18 protein-coding genes are annotated in these 18252 nt (G+C 69.9%); 4 read left to right on the plus strand and 14 right to left on the minus strand.

All coding sequences use genetic code 11. The annotated features are described in order from the left end of the window. Window positions 1–12: 12 nt before the first annotated feature. The 3 genes from kdpA to V5O40_RS23010 are packed head-to-tail and all read right to left on the minus strand — an operon-like array spanning window position 13 to window position 1900. Window positions 13–1668: a potassium-transporting ATPase subunit KdpA gene (gene kdpA, locus V5O40_RS23000; RefSeq protein WP_332907383.1), complete on the minus strand. Its 1656-nt coding sequence runs from the start codon at window positions 1666–1668 to the stop codon at window positions 13–15. Then, window positions 1668–1757: a K(+)-transporting ATPase subunit F gene (kdpF, locus tag V5O40_RS23005; RefSeq protein ID WP_091080931.1), complete on the minus strand. Its 90-nt coding sequence runs from the start codon at window positions 1755–1757 to the stop codon at window positions 1668–1670. The genes kdpA and kdpF overlap by 1 nt, the downstream gene beginning before the upstream one ends. Beyond that, entirely contained in the window at window positions 1754–1900 is a 147-nt protein-coding gene (locus V5O40_RS23010) for a hypothetical protein (protein WP_332907384.1), read from the minus strand. Before V5O40_RS23010 ends, kdpF begins: the two co-directional genes overlap by 4 nt. Window positions 1901–2389: 489 nt before the next feature. Here V5O40_RS23010 and V5O40_RS23015 point away from each other — a divergent pair, with 489 nt between their 5' ends. Then, the gene (locus V5O40_RS23015; RefSeq protein WP_332907385.1) at window positions 2390–4018 is read left to right on the plus strand and encodes an Ig-like domain repeat protein; all 1629 of its coding nucleotides are present in this window, start codon (window positions 2390–2392) and stop codon (window positions 4016–4018) included. A gap of 119 nt (window positions 4019–4137) precedes the next feature. On the opposite strand, the gene V5O40_RS23020 is transcribed toward V5O40_RS23015, so the two are convergent. The 5 genes from V5O40_RS23020 to V5O40_RS23040 all read right to left on the minus strand — a co-directional run bounded on the left by V5O40_RS23020 (window position 4138) and on the right by V5O40_RS23040 (window position 8317). Next, entirely contained in the window at window positions 4138–4443 is a 306-nt protein-coding gene (locus V5O40_RS23020) for a hypothetical protein (RefSeq protein ID WP_332907386.1), read from the minus strand. 51 nt (window positions 4444–4494) lie between these two features. Then, window positions 4495–4764, minus strand: a complete 270-nt coding sequence (locus tag V5O40_RS23025; RefSeq protein WP_332907387.1) for a hypothetical protein — start codon at window positions 4762–4764, stop codon at window positions 4495–4497. Window positions 4765–4843: 79 nt separating this feature from the next. Continuing rightward, complete coding sequence (locus V5O40_RS23030) at window positions 4844–6661, minus strand: carbohydrate-binding domain-containing protein (RefSeq protein WP_332907388.1); 1818 nt, start codon at window positions 6659–6661, stop codon at window positions 4844–4846. A 224-nt stretch (window positions 6662–6885) separates the two neighbouring features. Then, window positions 6886–7257 (minus strand): ArsR/SmtB family transcription factor, encoded by a 372-nt coding sequence (locus V5O40_RS23035; RefSeq protein ID WP_210830450.1) that lies wholly within the window; start codon window positions 7255–7257, stop codon window positions 6886–6888. A 49-nt stretch (window positions 7258–7306) separates the two neighbouring features. Continuing rightward, the gene (locus V5O40_RS23040) at window positions 7307–8317 is read right to left on the minus strand and encodes an NAD(P)-dependent alcohol dehydrogenase (RefSeq protein ID WP_332907389.1); all 1011 of its coding nucleotides are present in this window, start codon (window positions 8315–8317) and stop codon (window positions 7307–7309) included. A gap of 200 nt (window positions 8318–8517) precedes the next feature. On the opposite strand from V5O40_RS23040, the gene V5O40_RS23045 reads away from it, so the two are divergent. After that, window positions 8518–9702, plus strand: coding sequence for a sensor histidine kinase (locus V5O40_RS23045; RefSeq protein ID WP_332907390.1), 1185 nt, complete (start codon window positions 8518–8520; stop codon window positions 9700–9702). Next, entirely contained in the window at window positions 9699–10364 is a 666-nt protein-coding gene (locus V5O40_RS23050; protein ID WP_332907391.1) for a response regulator transcription factor, read from the plus strand. The genes V5O40_RS23045 and V5O40_RS23050 overlap by 4 nt, the downstream gene beginning before the upstream one ends. A 101-nt stretch (window positions 10365–10465) precedes the next feature. Here the strand turns inward: V5O40_RS23050 and V5O40_RS23055 are convergent, their stop codons facing one another. The 6 genes from V5O40_RS23055 to V5O40_RS23080 form a co-directional block, all read right to left on the minus strand. Beyond that, the gene (locus tag V5O40_RS23055) at window positions 10466–11689 is read right to left on the minus strand and encodes a cellulose binding domain-containing protein (protein WP_332907392.1); all 1224 of its coding nucleotides are present in this window, start codon (window positions 11687–11689) and stop codon (window positions 10466–10468) included. A gap of 202 nt (window positions 11690–11891) precedes the next feature. After that, window positions 11892–12881 (minus strand): PaaX family transcriptional regulator, encoded by a 990-nt coding sequence (locus V5O40_RS23060; protein WP_332907393.1) that lies wholly within the window; start codon window positions 12879–12881, stop codon window positions 11892–11894. Between the two features lie 77 nt (window positions 12882–12958). Next, window positions 12959–13738, minus strand: coding sequence for an SDR family oxidoreductase (locus V5O40_RS23065; RefSeq protein ID WP_332907394.1), 780 nt, complete (start codon window positions 13736–13738; stop codon window positions 12959–12961). Window positions 13739–13770: 32 nt separating this feature from the next. Further along, on the minus strand, window positions 13771–15585 hold the full coding sequence (locus V5O40_RS23070) for a glycoside hydrolase family 15 protein (RefSeq protein WP_332907395.1): 1815 nt from the start codon (window positions 15583–15585) through the stop codon (window positions 13771–13773). Window positions 15586–15647: 62 nt separating this feature from the next. Then, window positions 15648–16199, minus strand: coding sequence for a hypothetical protein (locus V5O40_RS23075; protein WP_332907396.1), 552 nt, complete (start codon window positions 16197–16199; stop codon window positions 15648–15650). A gap of 82 nt (window positions 16200–16281) precedes the next feature. Beyond that, entirely contained in the window at window positions 16282–16992 is a 711-nt protein-coding gene (locus tag V5O40_RS23080; RefSeq protein ID WP_332907397.1) for an alpha/beta fold hydrolase, read from the minus strand. Window positions 16993–17720: 728 nt separating this feature from the next. On the opposite strand from V5O40_RS23080, the gene V5O40_RS23085 reads away from it, so the two are divergent. Beyond that, window positions 17721–18252: endo-1,4-beta-xylanase (locus V5O40_RS23085; protein WP_332907398.1), on the plus strand; the 532-nt coding region annotated here is incomplete at its 3' end.

An 18252-nucleotide genomic window follows, 5' to 3' on the forward strand; every position in this document is an offset into this window, starting at 1 on the left:
CTCTCATGGTGGTCACAGCCCCTCAGCCAGGGGGCCGAGCGCGAGGGCGGGCAGGAAGGTCAGCGCGACGAGGATCACCGTCACGCCGACGACCATCCCGACGAACAGCGGCCGGTGGGTGGGCAGGGTGCCCTCGGAGGCGGGGGTGGGTTGCTGGCGGGCGAGGGAGCCGGCCAGGGCGAGCACGAGGATGATCGGCAGGAACCGGCCGAGCAGCATGCACAGCCCCAGTGCGGTGTTCCACCACGGTGTGCTCACGGTGATGCCGGCGAACGCGGAGCCGTTGTTGTTGCTCGCCGAGGTGAACGCGTAGAGCACCTCGGACAGCCCGTGCGGCCCGACGTTGAGCGCCGTCGAGTTGTTGCCGGTGGCGAACGCCGCCGCCGCGCCGATCAGCACCAGAGCGGGGGTGATCAGAAAGTACAGTGACGCGAGCTTGATCTCCCGCGCACCGATCTTCTTCCCGACGTACTCCGGCGTCCGGCCGACCATCAGGCCGGCGACGAACACGGTGATCACCGCCAGGATCAGCAGGCCGTACAGGCCGGCGCCGACACCGCCGGGGGCGACCTCGCCGAGCATCATGTTGACCAGCGGCATCATGCCGCCCAGGGCGGTGTACGAGTCGTGGAACGAGTTCACCGCACCGGTGGAGGTGAGCGTGGTCGAGGCGGCGAAGGTTGCCGAGTTCGACACGTCGAACCGGACCTCCTTACCTTCCAGGGCCGCCCCGACCGCCTGCGGCACCGTGCCGTCGCCGGCCAGCTCGAAGACGTTGGTCAGGGTGATGCTCGCGATCGCCAGGACGGCCATCACCGCGACGATCGCGTAGCCCTGCCGGACCTGACCCACCATCCGGCCGAAGACCCGGGGCAGGCTGAACGGGATCAGCAGGAGCAGGAAGATCTCCAGCCAGTTCGTCCAGGTGGTCGGGTTCTCGAACGGGTGGGCACTGTTGACGTTGTAGAAACCGCCACCGTTGGTGCCCAGCTCCTTGATGACCTCCTGGCTGGCCACCGGGCCGCCGGTGATGGTCTGGCTGCCCCCGGTCAGGGTGGTGATGTCGGTGCCGGCGGACAGGTTCTGCACCGCACCGCCGACCATCAGGGCGAGGGCGCCGAGGACCGAGATCGGCAGCAGGATGCGCAACGTGATCCGGGTCAGGTCGACCCAGAAGTTGCCCAGTTCGCCGGTCCGGCTGCGGGCGAAGCCCCGGACCAGCGCGACGGCGACCGCGATGCCGACGGCCGCGGAGACGAAGTTCTGCACCGCCAGACCGGCCATCTGCACCAGATGACCCATGGTCGACTCACCCGAGTACCACTGCCAGTTCGTGTTCGTCACGAACGACACGGCGGTGTTCCACGCGCCGTGCGTCATCACCGGGTCGAAGCCCAGCGACAGCCACAGGTGGTTCTGCAACCGCATGAACCCGTACAGGAACAGAATCGACACGGCCGAGAAGGCCAGCACGCTGCGGGCGTACACGCCCCAGGTCTGCTCGGCGGCCGGGTCGACCCCGACCAGGCGGTAGACGCCCCGCTCCACGCGGGACTGCCTGGCCCCGGAGACCACCCGGTACAGGTGGTCGCCGAAGGGCTTGTGCACGGCGACCAGCGCCACCACGAGGGAGAGGATGAACAGCACACCGGCTGTCGTCATGGTCATCAGAACCGCTCCGGAAACAGCAGGGCGACCACCAGGAACACGGCCAGGCCGATCGCCAGCACCAGACCGATGGCGTTGACGGCGCTCACAGCTTCTCCACGCCCCTCACCACCAGGGCGAGCGCCGCGAACAGCGCCACCGTCAACAGCACGAACAGCACGTCAGACACGTCTGACTCCTCATTCCGGAACAGGTTCCGCGCGACCCCCATCCGGCCGCGCCGCGCAATCACAACGCCACTCGCCCCCGGACGACAGGGGCTATAACGCGACCATCACGGGGAACCGGCGTTTCTTAACGCGCTTTTCACGTCGCCACCCGTTCGGTGGTCGCGGACACCACTGGCCGGCCTGGAGACCACGCCGACCGGCGGCTGTCGCGGATGTCCGCGGCTCGGAGCGGTCGACGGTCGGCCGGATCGAACGCGGTGACGGCGCTCGCCGCGTTTGCCCGGTCGGGCCGTGGTCAGGAGCGACAGATCACGCAACACCGCCGCAACACCCTTGACACCTGACGGTGACCCCGGCCACACTACCGAGGCTAATTCGATTTAGCAGACCATCGGGCCGACATGGGACGTGCACGGGTCGGCCCTGGGGCTGACCGCGCTCCCGCAGGACGTCGGGTTGGAGGTGAGGCGGAACGTCCCTCGATGGTCGATGTCCGGAAGAAGCCGTAGATCACGATGAGGCCGCGCCAGACCATAGAGGAGTAGTCCCAGATGAGGAGACCGACCGGACGCCGGCTCAGCCGTGCGATCTCGTTACTCACGATCATGACGCTCGGTGTCGGTGCCAGCGCCGCCATCTCCGCACCAGCCGTCGCCGGAGGAGGAAAGCGCCCGGTGGTGGAGGGGGCGACCGTCAAGCCGGACCGCGGTTCACCGACCGGATACACCGTCACGTTCGTCTACCACAATCCCGACGCGACGCAGGTCCGCCTCGCCGGGGATCTGACTCTGCTCGACGTCGGCACCGGCAACACCCGCTACCAGCCGGAGGAGTGGCAGCCGGGGCGGTACCACTCCGGCGGCACCGAGTTCCTCAGGGACATGACCCGGGACTCGAAGGGTTACTGGTCGGTCTCGCTGCCGCTGCACGCCGGCGGGATCAGCTACTGGTACCGGGTCTGGGACCCGACCCAGGGCTGGGAGAACAAGCGCATCTGGGATCCCGCCTCGACGAACCCCCGCCCGCCGGGCGAGTCCTCGTTCCGGGTCAGGAACAACGACGTCCTCGACGCCGTGTACGTGCCGTACGCCAGGAAGCAGAACGACCCGGTGTTGAAGGAGCGTGCCGAGTACGAACTTCCGATCGCGGACCGCAGGAAGCGGGGCACCGTCTCGTACATCCCCTACACCACGATCCTGGGCGACAGCGGCCACTACCTCGGTGTCTATCTGCCAGCCAACTACAACCCCAAGCGGGCGGAGCCGTACAAGGTGGCGTACCTCGCCCACGGCATCTTCGGTGACGAGACCGACTTCATGGTCCCGGCGAACGTGCCCAACATCCTGGACAACATGACGGCCAGGGGCGAGATCGAGCCCACGGTGGTGGTCACCATGGGCAACCACTTCACCGGCACCAGCCTCGGCTTCGGCTCCTACAACCAGACCAACGCCGCCAACAACCTGGTCCAGACGATCCTTCCGCTCATCGAGGAGAAGTACAACGTCTCCACCGAGCGGGCGGGCCGCGCCTACGCCGGGTTCTCCTACGGCGGCATGACGGGCGCCCACGTCATCAGGGGCTACCCCACCACGTTCGCCTACTACGGGCACTTCTCCGGCAACCCGTCCCTGTCCGCTCAGGACTACGACAACGTCGCGGCCGCAGTCGGGGACGACGACCTCTTCGTGTTCCTCGGAAACGGCGTCTTCGAGGGCAGCCTCAACGCGCAGAACGCCATCGCGGACAACTTCAGGGCCCGGGGGTACGCCGCCGAGACCGCCCAGGTACCCGGCGCGCACGACGGCATGACGGCGAGCCAACTGTTCACCATCTTCGCCCGCGACCACCTGTGGTCGGAAGTCGACACCGTGGGCACGGCACGGACCGTGATCAAGGCAACGGCCACGCCGGCGTCGATCGTCCGTGGCGGCATCTTCACGCTGCACGTCGACGTGCGGGCCCAGGCCCGCCACAAGAAGACACCGAAGGTGACGGGTGAGATCACCGTCACCTTCGGTGGTGCCACCCAGGTGGTGCCGCTGGCCGACGGCAAGGCCGTGGTGAAGCTGCCAACCGCCGAACTGGAGGCCGGGGTGTACCCGGTCCACGTCGCCTACTCCGGTGACCGGAACTACGCGCCCGCTGCCGGTGTCCACCAGCGGCTTCGGGTCCGGTAACAGGCACATGGTGGGCCGGCGACGTGCCGTCGTCGGCCCACCGGCGATCCGGTCCCGTGCCGGCTACCTCGACGACCTGCTGGCGCCGCGCCGATCCGTGCCGAGCGAAACGGTCACGCTCAGGGGCGCAGCCACGGGCCGGTGTACGCCACCCCGAAGTCGTTGCACGGGTGGCCGGCCGGCCCGGGCGTGCCGTTGGCGAGGGACGGGTCGGAGACGCGGAGCATCACACAGTCACCGTCGGCGGCGTCGAGCGGCACCGTGAAGTCGGTGACCCGACCGTTGACCGTGTCGATGACGTCGACGACGGTCGGCGCGGACGTACCGGGGCGCAGGACCTGGATCCGCAGCGGCTTGCCGTCCCAGGCCGGGCCGCGGTCGAGGTCGAGCAGGAACCGGACGTCGCCGGACGTCACGTTCAGCACGCGAACACCTGCCGTACGGCGCTTCCCGGGCCTGACCGACGCCGGAGTTCGCTAACGGTCGAGCTTCGGCAGTAGCCTGGGCAACCGGCCGAGCTTGATGTCGATGTCGCGCAGTGCGCTTTCGCTGCCCAGATGTTCCCGATCCGCACCGAGTGGCGCGTGCTCCCCGCAGAACCACACCGCGCCTGGTGGGTGTCCCACCCAGCCGGGTGGCGGGTTGACGGCGTCGGCGAAGTACACCAGAACGAAGTCACTGCGCATGTCGCCGAGCGGTGGCCGAGCGGGTTCGAGATGGCAGACGTGACAGCGCGGGGGCAGCATGCGAGCAGTCTGGCAGCCCGTGGCCAGGGAGCCCGGCACCGGCCGGTGCCGGGCTCCCTGATCGGGCGGTGGATACCGATCAGGACGCGGTGCAGGTCAGGGTCGGTACCGAGTTGCTGCCGTTCCAGCTGCCGAGGAATCCGAAGGTGGCGCTGGCCCCGGCGCCGAGCGAACCGTTGAAGGAGACGTTGGTCGCCGTCACCGCCGAGCCGCTGGCGTTGACTGTCGCGTTCCACACCTGGCTGATCGTCTGGCCGTTGGCAAAGGTCCAGGTCACCCGCCAACCGTTGATCGCGGTCGAGCCGGCGGTGACCCGCACCTCGCCCTGGAAGCCGCCCTGCCACTGGCCGGCGACGCTGTAGGTCGCCGTACAGCCGCCAGCGCTCGGCGGCGGGGTCGTCGGGTTCGGCGGCGGAGTGGTCGGGTTCGGCGGCGGGGTGGTGGGCGGCGGAGTCGTCGGCGGCGGCCAACCCGGACCGCCGGGCGGCCAGCCGACCAGGCCGCCGCGGTACTGGCCGGCGGTGACGGTCATCAGCCTGGTGGCTCCCGCGATGCTGCCGCCGCTGGTGGCCATGCCGCCGATCGTCGTGCCGGAGAGGCTACCGCCCCGGTAGACCTCGTAGGTCTGCCCGTGCTGGATCCGGTTTGAGGAGAAGACCACCTCGCGGAAGTTCTTGGGGGCCCGGTAGGAGGCGAGTACCTGGCCGCCGGAGACGAGGTGGAGCAGGGTGCCGGCCGGCTGGCTGCTGGACAGTTGGGGAGCCACCCAGCCCTGGCCGGAGGTCGGCGGCAGGCTCAACACCGCCATCGAGGTCGAGCCCGCCCCGAGCATCGTGCCGCCGGTGAAGTGCACCGGGCCGTTCGAGTCGATCGCGCCCTCACCGGGGCTGCCGGTGCTCGGTCCGCTTACCACGACGGTGCCGGCCGCGAAGGTCACCGAGCCGTTGGAGTCGATGCCGTCGATGCTGGAGTTGACCAGGGTGGTCCCGCCGGTGAACCGGACGAACGCGTTCGGCGCCACGTCGAAGTCGCCGTACCCGTCCTCGACCGCGTTTATCGCGTCGTCGCGGGCGGTGACGTTGACGTTGCCGCCGCTGATGGTGACCTGCCGGCTCTCGATCGCCTCGTAGGAGTTGGTGACGGTGACCGTGCCACCGGAGATGGCGACGGTGTTCTCGCCCTTGATGGCGTCGTCACCGGCGTTCACCCGCACGGTGCCGTTGGTGATGGCGAGTCGACCGCGGTCCGCCTCGGTGTCGTCGGACTTGATGCCGTCGCCGCCCGCGGTGACGTCGAGGCTGCCTCCGGTGATGTCGAGGAAGTCCTTGCCCCGGATGCCGTCGTCGACCGCGTTCACCGTGATCGTGCCGGACTCGATGACCAGGCCGTCCTTGCTGGTGATGCCGTCGTACGCGTTGCCCCGCACGGTCAGCGCGCCGGTCCCGTTGATCCGCAGGTCGGCGGTGCTGAACAGGGCGGCGTTCGGCTCGTCCGTGCTCGGGTCCGGGTAGACGTAACGGGTCGCGTCGGAGAGTTGGCTGGTGGTGCCGGCGGCGAGTGTGATCACGACCTCGTCGGCGTCGGCGACCTGCAGCGGCGCGTTGCTTGAGTTGCTGATCGTGGCACCGTTGAGAATCAGATTCACGGCACCCGAGGCCGCGGTGTCGACGCTCAGATAGCCGTCGTTGAGGGTGCCGCTGATCTCGTAGGTGCCCGGCGCGGTGATCGTCACGGCCCGCCCGGCGATGGTGACGTCAGTGCTGGGACTGCTGGCGCTGGCGCCGGTTAGGGTGATGGGTACGGTCGCCTGCGCGGTGGCCGGTGCCCCCAGCGGGCCGGCGATCAATGCGATCGCCAGCCCGACGGGCACAGCGGCTCTCAGCGGGATGCGTTTCATGGCTCTGTCCTGACTCAGATGGATGGGACGGGATCCACGCTTCGCCAAGTATAGATGAACATCGATGAATTATCGGTGAATCGCCCACAATGTGGCCGGCGCACCCGATGTCGGCCGCAACCGCCGACGGGCCGATGGCCAGGAGAACGGCCATCGGCTCGGCGACGTCGTGCAGGCCAGGTGCCGGGTCGGCCGGCACAGGTGCCGGCCGTCGACGCTCCCGGTCAGCGGCTCTTCTTCGCCGCTCGTTTGCGCGGCGGCGTCAACAGGTCGGCGATCGCGGCGATCGCCGACGGCACCAGACGGTAGTACGCCCAGACACCGCGCTTGTCCCGCTCGAGCAGACCGGCCTCGGTGAGGATCCGCAGGTGATGACTCACCGTCGGCTGGGAAAGTCCGAGCGGCGCGGTGAGGTCGCTGACGGATGCCTCCCCCGTCGGAGACGACTGGATCAGACTGAGCAGTCGCAACCGGGCCGGATCGGCGAATGCCTTCAGCACTCCCGCGAGCCGCTCGGCATCGGCAGGCTTGATCGGCTCGCCGGTGAGCGGCGAGATGGCGGGCGTCGTAGTCTTCGCAGTTCCCACGTCTTGCATCGTTGCAGCAACACCACGGCTAGGTGGTGAAACGAGGGCTGTATCACCGTCAGTTGTCGGGTAGCAGGCTCACCACCACCTTGGCGCGGGCATGCTCGGTCTCGACGTACCGGATCGCGTCGGGCACCTCGTCCAGCCGGTAGGTCCGGTCGATCACCGGGGTGAGCCTGCCCGACTCGGCCAGTTCCCGCAGCGTCGCGAGGTGCCCCCGGCCCGCCGCCGCGGACGGCGCGACGATGCGGCGCCGGACGAGACGGCCCACCAGCGGCCCCCGGATCAGCAGGCTCATCGGCCCGAAGACACTGCCGCCGGTGAACACGCCGCCGCCGGAGAGCAGCAGCGTCCCGTCCGGGGTGAGCACCCGCCGACAGTCGGTCAGCGACCGGTTGCCGACCAGGTCGAGCAGCACCTCGTAGCGGCGGCCGGCACGGACCGCGTCGGTACGGGCGAAATCCTCCCTGGTGTAGTCGACGACATGATCCGCGCCGAGCGACCGGACCAGGTCGACGTTTCGGGTCCGGCACACCGCGGTCACCTGTGCGCCGTACGCCTTGGCCAACTGCACCGCGAAGGTGCCCACCCCGCCGGACGCCCCGTTGATCAGCACGTGCTGCCCCGCCTGGAGTCGGGCGCCGTCGTGCAGGCAGACCAGAGCGGTGGTGGCCGCCAGCGGGATCGCCGCCGCCTGCTCGAAGCTCAGGTTCGCCGGTTTCGCCTCGACCAACTTCTCGGCCACGCACACGTACTCGGCGAACGCACCGCCGGCGGGGCCGGCCTCGCCGTACACCTCGTCGCCGGGCCGGAAGCGGGTCACCGCCCGACCGACCGCCTCGACCCGGCCGGCGAAGTCCTGACCCCGGACCGGCGCGGTGGGCCGGCGGAGCCCGAACGACAGTCGGGCCAGATACGGATCGCCCCGCATCGCGTGCCAGTCGTACGCGTTGACCGAGCTGGCCCGTACCCGAACCAGCACCTCGTCGTCGCCGGGCGTCGGGACGTCCACCTCACGCATCCGCAGGACGTCGGGGGAGCCGTACCGGTCCTGCACGATCGCCTTCATCGGGAAACTCCTCGTCAAGAGATGTCGATTGCCGTACGACCGAGCCTGCCGGCGATGACCGGTCGACGCGTCGGTGCGACGGCGGCACCGCTGCTACTCCCCGCGCGGCAGCGGCAGCAGCGGCCTACTCCGCCGGGGGTACGCCGGGTTGCTCCCGTCCGGGCTGCCGCAGGCGACTCCGATCGGCCTACAGTGCGGGCATGAGCCGGTCGAGCCCCGGTGCCGACGTGGCATCCCCCGACGGACGGCCGAAGTCGCGGCCGGGGCCGGGGCTGGCGGTGCTGACCGCGATCGCGCAGCCGGTCGGCACCGCGATCGTCGCCGGTTGGCAGCACGCCAGTGTCGGGGTCGTCGGGTACGTGCTGCTGGTGTTCGGTGGGCTGGCGCTTGCCGACCGGCACCGGTTCCCGAGGCGGAACTTCCTGATCGTGGTCGCCGCGACCCTGGCGTACCACCTGCTCGGCCGGCCGGTCGGGGTGACGTTGCTGGCGCCGATGATCGGTGCGGCGGCGGTCATGGCCGTCGGGCACCGGTGGCTGGTGGCGACGACCACCGCCGGGTCGTACGCCGTCTGGGTGCTGGTCAGCGGTGCCACCCTGGGTCAGGCACTGGCGGCGTTGGCGCTGATCGCCGGTGCCGGCCTGGTCACCGAGATCGGCATCCTGGTCGCCGCCGAGGTGCGCAACGGCATAGCGGAGCAGCGCCGGCTGTCCGAGGAGCGACAACGCCGCCGGGCCAGCGAGCAGCGGTTGCTGATCGCCGCCGAGCTGCACGACGTGCTGGGCCACCACCTGTCGCTGATCAACATGCGGGCGGGTGTCGGTCTGCACCTGATGGACCGCGACCCGGAGCAGGCGCGGGCGGCGCTCGACGCGATCGCGCAGTCCAGTGCGGAGGCGCTGCGCGAGGTCCAGGCGGTGCTGAACACGCTCTACCCGGCCGGCGGGGCCGCTCCGCGTACGCCCGCGCCGGGACTGGACCGGCTCGCCGAGCTGACCGGGGACGCCGCACTGCCGACCCGGACCGTGATCGACGGGCCGAGCCGACAATTGCCCGCCGCGGTGGATCGGGCCGCGTACCGGATCGTGCAGGAGGCGCTCACCAACATCCGCCGGCACGCCGGGCCGGGCGCCGCCGCCACCGTCACCATCGGGTACCGACCGGAGGCGTTGGTCGTCGAGGTCGACGACGACGGTGGCGACGCGCCGCCACCGGAGCCCGGTCCTGCTCCACCGGCGGGGAACGGCATCACGGGGATGCGGGAGCGGGCCGCCGCACTGGGCGGCGAACTGACCGCCGGCCCCGCGCCGGACGGCAGCGGCGGCTGGCGGGTCCGCGCCACCCTGCCGCTGGGCAGCGACGAGACACGGGAGGCGACCGCGTGATCCGGGTACTGCTCGTCGATGACCAGGCGCTGGTCCGGGCCGGCTTCCGCGCGCTGCTGGACAGCGAGCCGGACATCACCGTCGTCGGCGAGGCGGGTGACGGTGCGCAGGCGGTCCGGCTGGCCCGGCAGACCGTTCCCGACGTGGTCCTGATGGACATCCGGATGCCCGGTGTGGACGGGCTGGCCGCCACCCGGCAGATCACCGCCGACCCCGAGCTGTCCGGCGTGCGGATCGTCGTGCTCACCACGTTCGAGTTGGACGAGTACGTCGGTGAGGCGTTGCGCGCGGGTGCCGCCGGCTTCCTGGTGAAGAACACCCAACCGGCCGAGCTGATCCAGGGGGTGCGGGTGGTGGCGGCCGGCGACGGGCTGCTGTCGCCGAGCGTGACCCGGCGGGTGATCGAACGGTTCGCCGCCGGCACCGCCACACCGGCCGCGCCCCGGCGGTTGGCCGAGCTGACCGAGCGGGAACGGGAGGTGGTGGCCCTGGTCGGCACCGGGCTGTCCAACGACGAGATCGCCACGCGGCTGGTGGTCAGTCCGGCCACCGCCAAGACGCACGTGTCCCGGGCGATGGTCAAGCTCGGTGCCCGGGACCGCGCCCAGCTGGTGGTGTTCGCGTACGAGGCCGGTCTGGTCCGTCCCGGCTGGCTGCCCTGACCAGCGCGGCGCATGGTGCGCCGCGCGCACACCGAGGGCTGCCCCGGGACGGGCCGGCATCGTACCCGGCCCGTCCCGGGGTCTGACTCGTCGAGCGTGGCTCAGGTGCCCGTGCAGCTGACGGTGGCTCCGCTGCCGTTGCCGGTGCCCTGGAACCCGAAGCTGGTGGTCTGGCCGGGGACCAGCCGTCCGTTGTAACTCTGGTTCGTGACGGTGACGGTGCCGCTGGTACCGGTGTGCACACCGTTCCACATCGAGCTGACCGACGCACCGTTCGGCAGGTTGAGGGTGACCCGCCAGCCGGTGAGCGCCGTGCTGCCGGCCGTGACGCTGACGTTGGCGACGAAACCACTGTTCCACTGGTCCTGCACCGAGTAGACGGCGGTGCAGGCGGGGGTCCCGCTCGGCGGGGTGGTCGGCGGAGTGCTGGGCGGGGTGGTCGGCGGAGTCGTGGGCGGCGGGGTGGTGGGCGGCGGGTCGCCGTCGAGGGTCAGGTTCTTCTGCTGGACACTCCACTGGCTGCGGCACAGGCCACAGTTGGCGCCGACGAAGTTGGTGCCGGCGGTGGTGTCGCCCTTCAGTCGCCATTTGAGGTAGAGCACCGCCACCCGGCCGAACTCGCCTCCGTTCGGCTGGTCGTAGGTCCCGCCGTGCCCGACGTTCAGGTTGCCCATGAAGGCGGGCAGTCCGGACGGCAGCTTGCCCCAGTCGTCGATGGCGTTCGGGTACGCGATGTCACTCGGCCCGCCGATGAAGTACGCGATCGGCTTGGTCAGTCTCCGGAGCTGGTAGTCGTCGGCATCGTTCAACAGGCCGCTGCTGAAGATCCCGGTGGTGGTGACACGGGGGTCGTTCGAGACGGCGTAGGCCTCCAGGCCCCCGCAGGAGAAGCCGGCGACCGCGATCTTGGAGGTGTCGAGCTTGCCGTAGTACTTGCTGCCCTGCCGGGAGTTCTCCGCGACGGCCCAGTCGATGGACTGGGTGAGCATCTGGGCGTTGGTGGAGCCGGATCCGTTCGGGGCGCCGTTGGCGATGGCGAGGAACCCGTGGGAGGCGATCTCCCGGAGGAAGTTGCCCTGCGACAGACCGTTGGCCGAGCAGCCGCCGTTGCCCCAGACCAGGATGGGAAGACGCTCGGCCGGCAGCGTCTGGGGCCGGAAGATGGTGTGATTCGCCAGGCTCGCCGAGGTCTCGTAGTCGGCGGGGTATGGACCGGAACCACCGACCGCCGCGCCGGCCGGTGACGCGCCGAGCGTCACGATCACGGCAGTGGCCGGGACGATCGCGGCCACCAGGGCCGCGTAGATCTTCGATCTCCTGCTCATGCACCCTCCAGCGGATTCGGGACGGCGCTCCCTGCGGTGCGGTGGCGGTGGTTCAATCGCACCCCGACCACGGCGGCCATCGCTGACCACGGGTCAGGTCGATGCGGCGGACCGCCCGGCCGCGGTCCCCACAGGCGATCCGATGGGAGCTGTGTGCAGTTACTATCACTCCCGCAACGAAAAGTGTCAATGCATCGCTCGGCTACCGAGGGCTCGGATCGCCGTCGGCCCGCGAGGTGGCCGCGGTGCTCCCGCCGATCGGCTCCGGCCGGGCGGGGTCGCGTGAGGCCTGGAAGTGGGTGATCCACGAAGCGGCGTCCGGCCAGTACGGTGTCGCCACCTGGACCAGACGCGCCTGGGCGAGCGCACCGAGCGCGGAGTGGATGTCGAGAAAGGTTTCCCTGGCCCGTTGGCGAGGCCAGGGCCGGGGCAGCAGATGATGGGGCAGATCCGGATCCATGGTCGGAAACCTGCGCCAGGAATCCATGGCAGAGGTCCGGGCGACCAGCGCGCTGGCCGCGTCCACCTCACCGTTGCGGGCGGCCGCCCGCAGATCGGCGTACTGCTCGATGAAGGCCGTGTAGGCGGCGGCGAGGGCGGTCAGATCATACGCCGAGGCCGGACCGTGTGGCCCTGCCTCGTCGTCGAAGCGCACCTGCATGATCGACCACCGGGCACCCTCGACGGGGTGCAGCAGCTCATCAAGCGCCTCCCGCACCGGCGCGGTTTCGCGTCCTGGCCGGATCCACACGCTGTCGTACAGACCCACGAACCGTAGCGCGCTCAACGACCTGCGCACCCCGTGGCGAACCGACTGGCCGGAGCTGGGGATCGAGAAGGAGACCATCACCCATTCGCCGGTCCACCGTGGCGGTTGGGCGCCGAAGTTCAGGAAGTGCCGCATCCGGGAGCGGTGCTTGGCGATCGCCTGCGAGGTGAGGTGATAGACCGGCGGTCGTCTGGTGCCGCGCGTCGCGATGAGACCACGCTTCACCAGTCGGGACAACGCCGCACGGGCACTGGACTCGCTCACCCCGAACTCGTGCAGTATCGCGATGACCGCCGTGGACGGCAGATCGGCCTGCGAGGAGTCGAGATATTCGCCGAGCACGGTCGTCAGCAGGTGTTGCGGACTGGAACCGATCTGGGCCCGGGGAATGCGGACCTCGTCGGCGGGCTCCTGGGCGTTCACCTCAACAGCCTGCACCACCACCTGGCGTGTCAGCTCGCCGACCGACCGGTGGGCCTCGGGTGGGACGGGCCGGACAGCTACGCGCCCTGGCCCTGGTTCTGCATCAGGCCACCGTCCATGAAGTACGTCGACCCGGTGACATAGTCGGCGTCGTCGCTGGCCAGGAAGACGGCGAGCTTGGCGATCTCCTCCGGCTGCGCGGCCCGCTTCCACGGGATCGACTGCACCTGCTCCTCCAGGAACTTCGGGTCGTCGATCGCCTGCTGGTTGAACGGGGTGAGCACCATACCGGGGCCGATGTTGTTCACGTTCATGTGCATCGGAGCGACCTCCAGGGCGATGCTCTTGGCCAGCTCGAGCATGCCGCCCTTGCTGGCGTCGTAGTCGGAGCCGCCCGCCCGGGCCACCTCCTGGTGAACCGAGGTGATGTTGATTATCTTGCCGTGTCCGCCCTGGTCACGGCGGTGCTGGATGAACCGCCGACAGCAGAAGAACATCCCGTACAGGTTGGTCCGGATCGACCGGTCCCAGGTCTCGGTGTCCAGGTCGGCCACCGGGATGCCGGAGGCGTCCACGCCCGCGTCGTTCATCAGGATGTCGAGCCGGTCGAACTCCCCGAGGGCCTCGTCGAACATCGCCTCGACCTGGTGCTCGACGCTGATGTCGCCCTGCACGACAACGGCGCGCCGACCGGCCTTCTCGATCTCGGCCTTCGTGTGGTTCGCGCCCGCGTGGTCGTGCAGGTAGTGCACCACCACGTCGGCTCCCTCCCGGCCGAACTCGATCGCGGTGGCCTGCCCGATTCCCGAGTCGGAGCCGGTGATCAGAGCGGTCCTGCCCGCCAGCCGTCCAGTCATCAGGGCCTCCCTCGTCGACGCCGGGCGGCGGATTACCCGCCTGCCCCGCTCCTAACCGAACGGGATCGGACACCGGCCTCGGCCTGGTCGATGACCCAGGCGGCGTTGATGAGGCCGATGTGGGACAGCGCCTGGGGGAAGTTGCCGATCTGGCTGCCGTCGCCGCGGTCGATCTCCTCCGAGAGCAGGCCGAGATCGTTCGCCCGGGCGGTCACGCTGTCGAAGATCTGCCGGGCCGCGTCGATCCGCCCGGCCAGGGCCAGTGCCTCGGCCAACCAGTACGAGCAGGTGATGAAGGCGCCCTCGTCGCCCGCGCCCGTCCAACGCTGCACCAGACCGTCCCGGGTCAGGTCGCGTTCGATGGCTCGCACCGTGGCGAGGACCCGCTCGTCGTCGCCGGGCAGGAATCCGAGGATCGGCATGCCGAGCACGCTGGCATCGAGGTGGTCGGAGCCGAACGCGCCGGTGAACGCCTCGCTCGACGGGTTCCACCCCTCGTTCAGGATCGCCGCTCGTACCTCGTCTCTGGCCTTCGACCACCGTGGGACCGCCGCCTCGGCGTCGAGATCGCGCGCCAGCTTGACGGCCCGATCCAGAGCCACCCAGCACGCCAGCTTCGAGGTCAGGTAGTGCCGCTCGCCCTCGCGTCCTTCCCAGATGCCGGCGTCCGGCTGTCGCCACGTGTCGGCGGCCCGGTCGGCAAGCGATCGAAGCAGTTCCGCGGCCGCGGGCGACAGGTCCGCCATCTGGTCCCGCAGCACCCACGCGCACTCCAGCACCTCGCCGAGGACGTCGAGTTGCTTCTGCTGCCAGGCGTCGTTCCCGATCCGGACCGGTCGGCTGCCGCGGTGGCCCTCCAGGTGCTCCAGAGTGTGCTCGGTCAGGTCACGCTCACCGGCAGCGCCGAACATGATCGGCACGTGGTCCGCCCCCCGCACCGACCCCATCGACGCGGCGATCCAGTCGAAGAACCTGCGCGCCTCGTCCGGACAGGCGGCAACCCAGAGCGCCTTCAGGGTGAAGCTGCCGTCGCGGAGCCAGGCGAACCGGTAGTCCCAGTTCGCCGCGCCACCGACCGCTTCCGGCAGCGAGGTGGTAGCCGCGGCGATCACCGCACCGGTCGGCTGGTAGGTCAACGCCTGCAACACCAGGGCGCTGCGCCGGACCTGCTCCCGGTAAGGCCCCTGGTAGCCCTGGTGGATGCGATCCCACGACTGCCAGGCGGCGATGGTGTCGCGCAGCACGGCACGCCCGTCCAGCGGCACGATCTGCGGGTCCGCCGCCCGGCGATGATGCAGCGCGAGCACCGCGCTGTCCCCCTCGGCGAGCGTGAACCGTCCGGTCACCACCGGACCGTCAACTGTCAGACCACGGTCGCTGGTCAGCACCAGCCGGTCGGTACCGCCGGATATCTCGATTCCCAGGGGTGTCTCGGCGATCGAGGGACTTGTCCGTCCGTATTCCGGCCGGGCCACGACCTCGATCGCCACCTCCACCGTGCCGGCGACCGCGTCGACCTGCCGCAGCAGCACGTGCGGCGACCCGAAGCCGATCCCGTGCCCGCGCTCGCCGAAGCCGAGGCCGAGGGCATCCGTCAGACGCAGTACGCCGGTCGGGGTGTGGAACTCCGTACAGAGCACCATTGTCCCGTCGAGGTAGCGCCGGGTGGTCGTGTACGGCCCCCGCGGCCGGATCGACCAGTGGCCGCCGGTGGTGCCCAGGAGCCTTGCGAAGACGCTCGGCGCGTCGAATCTGGGTGGACACCACCAGTCCACGGACCCGTCCGAGGAGACCAGTGCGGCACCCTGACAGTCGCCGAGAAGCGCGTAGTCGCTGATCACCGCCACACCCCGGCGTACCCGTGCCGGCGCCTCCTACTCCCCGGCGCGGTCCAGCCTCCCGACGCCGGTCAGCGGCGGGCGAGTGCCGACTCCAGGCGCTGGATGAGCGTCTTGCGGCCCTTTCCCGCGCGTTCCTCCCGCAGTGCCGCCCGGAGCTGGCCGGTGTCGAGGTCGCGGACGTGTCGGGCCGCTTCGGCTACCGGCAGATCGGTGAGCGACACGGACGAGACGGCGTTCCGCCGGGCGCGTTTGGCCGGACCGGTGTTGGCGACGTACTGCTTCCCGGACTTCGACGCCTTCCGCTTCTTGGCGTCGGTCGCCTGCCGCTGTTCGGCGGAGAGCTGCTTCCACGCCTGATCGGGCAGGTAACGGTCGGTTTCGCCGTCGTGTCGCGCCCGGGTGCCGCCCTGCCTGGTCCGCCACTTCTGGTCGCCCCACTGCTGCAAGGACTTCTGCCGCTCGTCCTTCGGGCCCTGATAGCCGCCACCGCGCTTCTGGTACTCCTTGGTGAGCAGCTGCGACTTGCGCGCCGACCACTGTCCCGGACGGCCACCCCGGTCGGAGGCCTTGATCTCTTCCTTGAGCTGTTCGCGCAGCTCAGGTTTCGTGTACCGCGCCATGGGCGCTGGGTACCCACGGGCGCGCGCGGTACGCAGGCGGCACCCGGATCGCCGGCACCCGGCAGCCGGCCGCCACCGCGGCTCACGACCCGCGGACCGCCTCGATTATCGTCTCGGCGATCTCGCTCGGCTGGGCCACCGCCATCGCGTGCGAGCCCCCGACGATCTCCCGCTGGCCACGTGGTTCGGCCCGCTCGGCCATGAACCGGTGCGCGGCGACCGGAATGTTCCGGTCCGCGTCCCCGAAGATGAACCAGCTGGGCAGCGACCGCCAGGCGGGCGCTCCGGAGAGTTCGTCGCCCAGGGCACGTTCGGTGATCGGCCGCTGGGTCCGGGCCATCAGCGCGGCAAGGTCGGCCGGCACGTCGGCGGCGAACTGCGCGTGGTAGGCGTCCTGCCCGATCGTCACCTCGTTACCGCCGGTTGACAACGGATACTTCACCAGCGTGTCAGCGAGCGTGCTGCCGGGGAACTTTCCGGACAGCGACAACGCCGATTCACCGGTGTCCGGGACGATGGCGTTGACGTACACGAGCGCCCGCACCGATGGATCGTCGGCGGCGGCCTGCGTGATGACCATTCCCCCGTACGAGTGGCCGACGAGGACGACCGGGCCGCCGATCCCGCGCATCACGTCTCGCACGTACGCCGCGTCACCCGCGACGTCCCGCAACGGGTTGGCGGCGGCCACCACGTCGTACGCGGGGGCCAGCCGTTCGATCACACCGTTCCAGCTCGCCGACTCGGCGAACGCGCCGTGCACGAGAACGATGGTGGGCTGCGAGTCAGGCATGACGCTGCGCTCCCTCACTGCGTGCAGATGTCACCGCCGGCCTCGGCGGTGCGCCTGAATACCCGCCAGGCAAAGGTGAAACCGGCGGCAGTATCAGCAGGGCAACCGCGATCAACACAGCTTGACCACCGCCACCCCCCGCGAGGACTGGCGGAACGCCGTCCGCGCGTCTCTCGCCGAAGCCGAGGGCCGCCGGTTACCCCTGGCCCCGCCTCGCCCAACCCGGGTAGGCGGCGGAGCAGACGACATCGCCGCCACCATGCGGCCGTACCAGGGCGACCTGAACGGACGGGCATGCGGCACCGCCGGACGCCCCACGACCACCAGCACCGAGCATCATCCGAAAAACTTTCGGTCGCTGCCCGAAACTACCGGTTGAAAACAATCGATTTATCTGCCAGCCTGAGAGCCATCGATCGATGTGATCGTTAACATCACTTCCAGTCGCTGGAGGCGCCGCACCCGAGCACCAGGCCCCACCACCATTCCAGGTCACCCACGTCCACCACCACCTCACGCCGCAACCACCTCCCGGCGGGCGACCTGGCCACTCATCGCAACCCTTCACCTGCTGGTCAGTGGCCGGAGCCGACTCCCGACCGGGTGCGCCAGATGTGGATCCGCGCGCCGACCGGCGGGCTCGACATCGGAGGACTCCGCCGATCCCGAGCGGAATCCTCCACCGAACAGCGACCGCGTTTGTCCTATCCCATCACTGGAGGATCAGCATGATCTCCCGGACCCGTCCCTCCGGGCGTCGACTTCGAACGCTCTCCGTATCCGGAACTGCCGCGATAGTTGCGGCCCTCGTCGTGTCGTTGCTGCCCAGTCTCGCCCAAGCCGCCGAGACCACCCTCGCCGCGGCCGCCGGCCAGTCCGGCCGGTACTTCGGTGCCGCGGTAGCGGCGAACAAGCTCAACGACGGTGCGTACACGACGATCCTGAACCGCGAGTTCAATAGCGTCACGCCCGAGAACGAGATGAAGATCGACGCGACCGAGCCGCAGCAGAACAACTTCCAGTTCGGCAACGCGGACCGGATCGTCAACCACGCCCTGTCCCGGGGCTGGAAGGTGCGGGGCCACACCCTGGCCTGGCACTCGCAGCAGCCCGGCTGGATGCAGCAGATGGAAGGTACAGCGCTGCGCAACGCGATGCTGAACCACGTCACCCGGGTCGCGACCTACTACCGCGGCAAGATCGACTCGTGGGACGTGGTGAACGAGGCGTTCGAGGACGGCAACAGCGGCGCACGCCGCA

Source organism: Micromonospora palythoicola (genome assembly GCF_036689795.1).
Taxonomy (GTDB): Bacteria; Actinomycetota; Actinomycetes; order Mycobacteriales; family Micromonosporaceae; genus Micromonospora; species Micromonospora palythoicola.

Excerpts from the sequence above, each read along its gene's own strand:
- V5O40_RS23035 (WP_210830450.1), bottom strand. The coding sequence starts at position 7,257 with ATGCAAGACGTGGGAACTGCGAAGACTACGACGCCCGCCATCTCGCCG.
- V5O40_RS23040 (WP_332907389.1), bottom strand. The coding sequence starts at position 8,317 with ATGAAGGCGATCGTGCAGGACCGGTACGGCTCCCCCGACGTCCTGCGG.
- V5O40_RS23080 (WP_332907397.1), bottom strand. The coding sequence starts at position 16,992 with ATGCCTGACTCGCAGCCCACCATCGTTCTCGTGCACGGCGCGTTCGCC.
- kdpA (WP_332907383.1), bottom strand. The coding sequence starts at position 1,668 with ATGACCATGACGACAGCCGGTGTGCTGTTCATCCTCTCCCTCGTGGTG.
- V5O40_RS23015 (WP_332907385.1), top strand. The coding sequence starts at position 2,390 with ATGAGGAGACCGACCGGACGCCGGCTCAGCCGTGCGATCTCGTTACTC.
- V5O40_RS23055 (WP_332907392.1), bottom strand. The coding sequence starts at position 11,689 with ATGAGCAGGAGATCGAAGATCTACGCGGCCCTGGTGGCCGCGATCGTC.
- V5O40_RS23065 (WP_332907394.1), bottom strand. The coding sequence starts at position 13,738 with ATGACTGGACGGCTGGCGGGCAGGACCGCTCTGATCACCGGCTCCGAC.
- V5O40_RS23075 (WP_332907396.1), bottom strand. The coding sequence starts at position 16,199 with ATGGCGCGGTACACGAAACCTGAGCTGCGCGAACAGCTCAAGGAAGAG.
- V5O40_RS23030 (WP_332907388.1), bottom strand. The coding sequence starts at position 6,661 with ATGAAACGCATCCCGCTGAGAGCCGCTGTGCCCGTCGGGCTGGCGATC.
- V5O40_RS23045 (WP_332907390.1), top strand. The coding sequence starts at position 8,518 with ATGAGCCGGTCGAGCCCCGGTGCCGACGTGGCATCCCCCGACGGACGG.
- V5O40_RS23025 (WP_332907387.1), bottom strand. The coding sequence starts at position 4,764 with ATGCTGCCCCCGCGCTGTCACGTCTGCCATCTCGAACCCGCTCGGCCA.